Here is a 5,505-nt window from a genome sequence, read left to right as displayed (position 1 = left end):
GTGCCGCCCGGCGCGGCGCCGGTGGTCGCGTGAGCGGCGGGACCGACCTGGCGGCCACCCCGCCCGGGGACGCCCCCCGGTTCCGGCACGGCATGGTGGTCGGGAAGTTCTATCCGCCGCATGCCGGCCACCACGCGCTGATCGAGGCGGCGGCGGCGCGCTGCGCGACGGTGACCGTGGTGGTCGCGCCGTCCCGGCGGGAGTCGATCCCGCTCGCCGAGCGGGTCGCCTGGTTGCGGGAGGCGCACGCGGGCAGCGGCCGGGTCCGGGTGGTGGGGCGGTATGACGACCATCCGGTCGACTACGCGGACCCGGCGGTGTGGGACGCGCACTGCGCGGTGTTCCGGGAGGCGGTCGGGCCCGAGCCGGTGGACGCCGTGTTCTCCTCCGAGGAGTACGGCGCGGAGTTGGCCCGTCGCTTCGACGCGGTGGCGGTCTGCGTGGACCCGGACCGGCGGGCGGTGCCGGTCTCCGGTACGGCGGTCCGCGCCGACCCGGTGACACACTGGCGGTGGCTGAGCCCGCCGGTGCGGGCCTGGTTCGTCCGCCGGGTCGTGGTGGTGGGCGCCGAGTCCAGCGGCACCACCACGATGGCGGCGGCGCTGGCCGCCCACTACGACACGGCGTGGGTCCCCGAGTACGGCCGCGAGCTGACCGCCCGCAAGCTGGCGCTCCTGCGTCGGCGGGAGCCCTCGGCGACGGTCTTCGACGTGACCTGGGACCGGGACGACTTCGTCGAGGTGGTCCGCGGGCAGCAGGCGGCCGAGGACGCGGCGGCCCGGGTCAGCGGCCCGCTGCTGTTCTGCGACACGGACGCCCGGGCGACCGCCGTCTGGGAGGAGCGGTATCTGGGCTCGACCTCCTCGGTGGTCCGGGCGGCGGCCCGACGTCCGGCGCTGTATCTGCTGACCGACCACGAGGGCGTGCCCTTCGACGACGACGGGCTGCGTGACGGCGAGCACCTGCGGGCCTGGATGACCGGGCGGTTCCGCACCGAGCTGGTCGGGTGCGGGGTGCCGACGGTGACGCTGTCCGGGTCGCACGCCGAGCGGCTGGCCACGGCGGTGGCGGCGTGCGACGCACTGCTGGCCGCCGGCTGGTCCCTGGCCGATCCGCTGCTCCCCGCCACCCATGGCACCTAGCCTCCTAGGATGCCTTAGCGGGAGGGCGGTGGGTCACACCAGAACGTCGGTCTCCTACTCAGATGCGGTGCGCGCCGAGCAGCGTGGCGGTCCGGCGGCCAGTCCGGCGACCCACGCCCCGACCTCGGCCGGAGCGCCGAGTGCCGGGGCGTCGACCGCCCGCACCTCGTCGGGAGATCGCCAGAGGGTGGCGACGGCGACCCGGACCTCCGCTTCGGCACCGTGTCGCACGCCCACCCCCGGCCGGTTGCACCCCTGAGTCCGGACGATAGGAAACTTTCCGCCGATCGACAATCCTCAGTCCGCATCTTTACTCCGGGCGGCACGCCGCGTCTGCCTGCCCGGGACGACGGGACCGCCCGTGTGGTGGTGATCGTCGGATCGGGCACCCTGGTAGGCGCGGTGCGACACGGCGAAGGAGAGGGTGGGAACGTGGGCCTGGAACGGGACTGGCGGCTCGTGGGTGCGCCCAACGCGCGGGATCTGGGTGGTCTGGTCGGTGCGCGGGGACGGCGGGTCCGGCCGGGGCGGCTGATCCGTACCCCCGCGTTGGGCCGGCTGACCGACGAGGACCTGACGGTGCTGGCCGGGCTCGGTCCGGCGTGCGTGGTGGATCTGCGGGACGACTCGGAGATGTCGGTGGCCCCGCCGGACCGGCTGGTCGGCGCGCCGACCGTGGTGCACCTGCCGGTGCACGACCCGGCCCATCCGGTCTTCACCTACGTCTCGGCGGTGCTGCTCGGGCACGACCTGGACGGGTACGCGGACCTGGCGCGGCAGGGGACACCGGCGGCGATGGCGGACATCTACCGCTGGTTCGTGACCGGGGAGTCGGCCCGGGCGGGTTTCGGCGCGGCGGTGCGGTTGGCGGCCGAGGCACCGAACCTGCCGTTGGTGTACCACTGCTCGGCGGGCAAGGACCGCACCGGTTGGCTGACCGTGGTGCTGCTGCACGCCCTGGGCGTGGACGAGGCCGCGATCCGGGCCGACTACCTGGCCAACAACGAGTTGACCGAGAGCCTGCGCGAGGTGCTGATCGAGGCGATGCGGCGGCGGCATCCCGGGCTTGACGACGCGGCGGTGCGTCCGGTGCTGGAGGTCCGTCCGGAGTATCTGGACGCCGGGTACGCGCAGGTGCGGCGGGTGCACGGGTCGTTCGACGCGTACCTGCGGGACGGGCTGGGGGTCACCGGTGAGACGGTGGCGGCGTTGCGGGCCAACCTGCTGGAGTGAGGTGGTGGCGGTCGCGCCACAGCCGGGCGGAGATGTCGGCGACCAGGCGTCGGGCGTGCGCGTCGGCCGGGCCGCTGGGCTGTTGCGCGGTCAGCGGGGTGGTGGTGCAGACGACCAGCAGGTACGGCGGGGCGTCGGTGGGGAAGACCACTGCCGCGCCGTGGCGGACTCCGCGTACCCAGCCGTTCTTGTGGGCCAGCCGGGTGCCGGCGGGTAGGCCCTCGGCGATGTCCTGGCGGACCTGTTGGGCGCAGAGCACGTCGCGCATCGCGGCGCAGGCGGTGGGTGAGGCGATCGGCCCGGGGCGGGTGGCGCCGACGGCGACGGCGCGCAGCAGGGCGGCCAGGTCGGCGGCGGTGACCAGGTTGGTGATGCCGGCGTCGCGGGCGGCGAGGTCCTCGATGCCCCGGGCGGTGACGCTGTGCCGGGCGCCGGCTGCGGCCCAGACCTCGGCCACGGCGGGTCGGCCGACGTGGTCGAGGAGCAGGTTGGTGGCGAGGTTGCTGGACCGCACGATCATCCGTTCGGCGAGCCAGCGCAGCGGCACCTGCCGCCCGAGCCGGTCCCAGACCTCCTGGTCGTTGTCGTACTCCCGGACGCAGGAGTACGGGGGTGCGTCCGGGAGGGCGGAGGTGAACCGGTTGCGGACCGGCACCGGGGTGTCCAGGTCGAGCCGTCCGGTCTCGGCGGTGCGGTGCAGCGCGGCGAGCACCGCGAGTTTCATGGTGCTCGCCGCGTAGTGGGTGACCTCGGCGTGTCGGGTCCAGGTGGGCGGGGCGTCGAGCCGCCCCGCGTACACCGAGATCGTGCCGGGTTCCCGGTCCAGCCGCGCGTCGTCGGCGGACATGAAAGGGGTCAGCCGGCGTGCTTGCGGCGGGCGGCGGTGCGCGCCCGCTGGGTCTGGTCGAGCACGACCTTGCGGATGCGTACGGCGGCGGGGGTGACCTCGACGCACTCGTCCTCGCGGCAGAACTCGAGGGCCTGCTCCAGCGACAGCTTGCGCGGCGGGATCAGCTTCTCGGTCTCGTCGGCGGTGGAGGAGCGCATGTTGGTGAGCTTCTTCTCCTTGGTGATGTTGACGTCCATGTCGTCGGAGCGGGAGTTCTCCCCGACGATCATGCCCTCGTACACCTCGGTGGTGGGCTCGACGAAGAGTTGGCCGCGTTCCTGGAGGTTGGTCATCGCGAAGGCGGTGACCGCACCGGCCCGGTCGGCGACCAGCGAGCCGTTGTTGCGGGTCCGCAGCTCGCCGAACCACGGCTCGTACGACTCGAAGACGTGGTGCAGGATGCCGGTGCCGCGGGTCTCGGTGAGGAACTCGGTGCGGAAGCCGATCAGGCCGCGCGCCGGGACCAGCCACTCCATCCGGATCCAGCCGGTGCCGTGGTTGACCAGCTGCTCCATCCGGCCCTTGCGGGTGGCCAGCAGCTGGGTGATCGCGCCGAGGTAGTCGTCGGGCGAGTCGATGGTGAGCCGCTCCACCGGCTCGCAGGTGCGGCCGTCGATCTCGCGGGTGACCACCTGCGGCTTGCCGACGGTCAGCTCGAAGGACTCGCGGCGCATCTGCTCGACCAGGATCGCCAGCGCCAGCTCGCCTCGGCCCTGCACCTCCCAGGCGTCCGGGCGCTCGGTGGGCAGCACCCGCAGCGACACGTTGCCGATCAGTTCCTTGTCCAGCCGGTCCTTGACCATCCGGGCGGTGACCTTGGCGCCCTTGACCCGGCCGACCAGCGGCGAGGTGTTGGTGCCGATGGTCATCGAGATGGCCGGCTCGTCGACGGTGATCAGCGGCAGCGGCTGCGGGTTCTCCGCGTCGGCGAGCGTCTCGCCGATCATGATCTCGGGGATGCCGGCGACGGCGATGATGTCGCCCGGGCCGGCCGAGTCGGCGGGCTTGCGCTCCAGGCCCTCGGTCATCAGCAGCTCGGAGATGCGGACCCGCTGGGTGCTGCCGTCGGTGCGGCACCAGGCCACGGTCTGGCCCTTGGCGATGGTGCCCTGCCGGACCCGGCACAGCGCGAGGCGGCCGAGGAACGGGGAGGCGTCGAGGTTGGTCACGTGCGCCTGGAGCGGGGCCTGCTCGTCGTACGCGGGCGGCGGGATGGTGTCCAGCAGGGTGCGGAACAGCGGCTCCAGGCTCTGGCTGTCCTGGGGTACGGAGCCGTCGGCGGGCTGGGTCAGCGAGGCGATGCCGTCGCGGGCGCAGGCGTAGACGATCGGGAAGTCGATCTGCTCCTCGTCGGCGTCGAGGTCGAGGAAGAGCTCGTAGCTGTCGTCGACGACCTCCTTGATCCGGGCGTCGGGACGGTCCACCTTGTTGATCACGAGGATGATCGGCATCCGGGCCTTGAGGGCCTTGCGGAGCACGAACCGGGTCTGCGGCAGCGGGCCCTCGCTGGCGTCGACCAGGAGCACCACGCCGTCGACCATGGTCAGGCCGCGCTCGACCTCACCGCCGAAGTCGGCGTGGCCGGGGGTGTCGATGATGTTGATGGTGACCGGGTCGGAGCCGTCCGCCGGCAGGTAGCGCACGCCGGTGTTCTTGGCGAGGATGGTGATGCCCTTCTCGCGTTCGAGGTCCATCGAGTCCATCACCCGCTCGGTCACCTCGCCCCGGGCGCCGTAGGCGCCGGCCTGCCGCAACATGGCATCGACCAGGGTGGTCTTGCCGTGGTCGACGTGAGCGATGATGGCGACGTTGCGAAGGTCGGTGCGCAGCTGCATGAGCTCCATCCTCCCGCCTCGGCGGTAGCCGCGTGGCGTCGGGGTCACCGGAGGGTGGGGGCGCGCGGTGACGGAGAGCACTGTCACACTTGCAGGGCAGTCCTGCCGAGGTGATCCGGGGGCGCCGTGCACGATCTGCTGAACTCGGTGCAGAGCCTGCCACCGGGTCTGATCTACGTGGTGGCGGCCCTGGTGGTGGCGGCCGAGACGGCTCTGCTCGTCGGGTTGGTGGCGCCCGGTGAGGCCACTCTGCTGTTGGTGGGCTTCCTCACGTACACCGGGACGTTGCGGCTCGGTCCGGCGCTGGCGGTGATGGTGGTCGCGGCGGCGACGGGCGACGCGGTGGCGTTCCGGGCCGGGCGGCGCTACGGACCCCGGTTGCGGGCGAGCCGGTGGGGTGCGCGGG

5 protein-coding genes and 1 pseudogene are annotated in these 5,505 nt (G+C 73.0%); 3 read left to right on the top strand and 3 right to left on the bottom strand.

The genetic code is table 11. The annotated features are described in order from the left end of the window. Window positions 1-1,142: AAA family ATPase (locus EYA84_RS33935; RefSeq protein WP_343232786.1), on the top strand; the 1,142-nt coding region annotated here is incomplete at its 5' end. A gap of 54 nt (window positions 1,143-1,196) precedes the next feature. Here the strand turns inward: EYA84_RS33935 and EYA84_RS24960 are convergent. Further along, window positions 1,197-1,379, bottom strand: coding sequence for a hypothetical protein (locus tag EYA84_RS24960; RefSeq protein ID WP_131055885.1), 183 nt, complete (start codon window positions 1,377-1,379; stop codon window positions 1,197-1,199). A gap of 201 nt (window positions 1,380-1,580) precedes the next feature. Between EYA84_RS24960 and EYA84_RS24955 the strand changes: the two genes are divergently transcribed. Then, complete coding sequence (locus tag EYA84_RS24955; protein ID WP_131055887.1) at window positions 1,581-2,375, top strand: tyrosine-protein phosphatase; 795 nt, start codon at window positions 1,581-1,583, stop codon at window positions 2,373-2,375. Here the strand turns inward: EYA84_RS24955 and EYA84_RS24950 are convergent. Further along, a complete protein-coding gene (locus EYA84_RS24950; RefSeq protein ID WP_131055883.1) occupies window positions 2,329-3,222 on the bottom strand; it encodes a serine hydrolase in 894 nt (297 codons plus the stop codon). The two genes, EYA84_RS24955 and EYA84_RS24950, sit on opposite strands and share 47 nt — an antisense overlap. A gap of 8 nt (window positions 3,223-3,230) precedes the next feature. Next, the gene (typA, locus tag EYA84_RS24945) at window positions 3,231-5,099 is read right to left on the bottom strand and encodes a translational GTPase TypA (RefSeq protein WP_131055881.1); all 1,869 of its coding nucleotides are present in this window, start codon (window positions 5,097-5,099) and stop codon (window positions 3,231-3,233) included. A gap of 126 nt (window positions 5,100-5,225) precedes the next feature. On the opposite strand from typA, the pseudogene EYA84_RS24940 reads away from it, so the two are divergent. Continuing rightward, window positions 5,226-5,505 (top strand): annotated as a pseudogene (locus EYA84_RS24940) (DedA family protein); the annotation flags it as partial.

It is taken from the genome of Verrucosispora sp. SN26_14.1 (assembly GCF_004307965.1).
GTDB lineage: Bacteria > Actinomycetota > Actinomycetes > Mycobacteriales > Micromonosporaceae > Micromonospora.
Note: the sequence above shows the minus strand (reverse complement) of the source record. Positions and strands in the feature narration are given on the sequence as shown.

Excerpts from the sequence above, each read along its gene's own strand:
- EYA84_RS24950 (WP_131055883.1), bottom strand. The coding sequence starts at position 3,222 with ATGTCCGCCGACGACGCGCGGCTGGACCGGGAACCCGGCACGATCTCG.
- typA (WP_131055881.1), bottom strand. The coding sequence starts at position 5,099 with ATGCAGCTGCGCACCGACCTTCGCAACGTCGCCATCATCGCTCACGTC.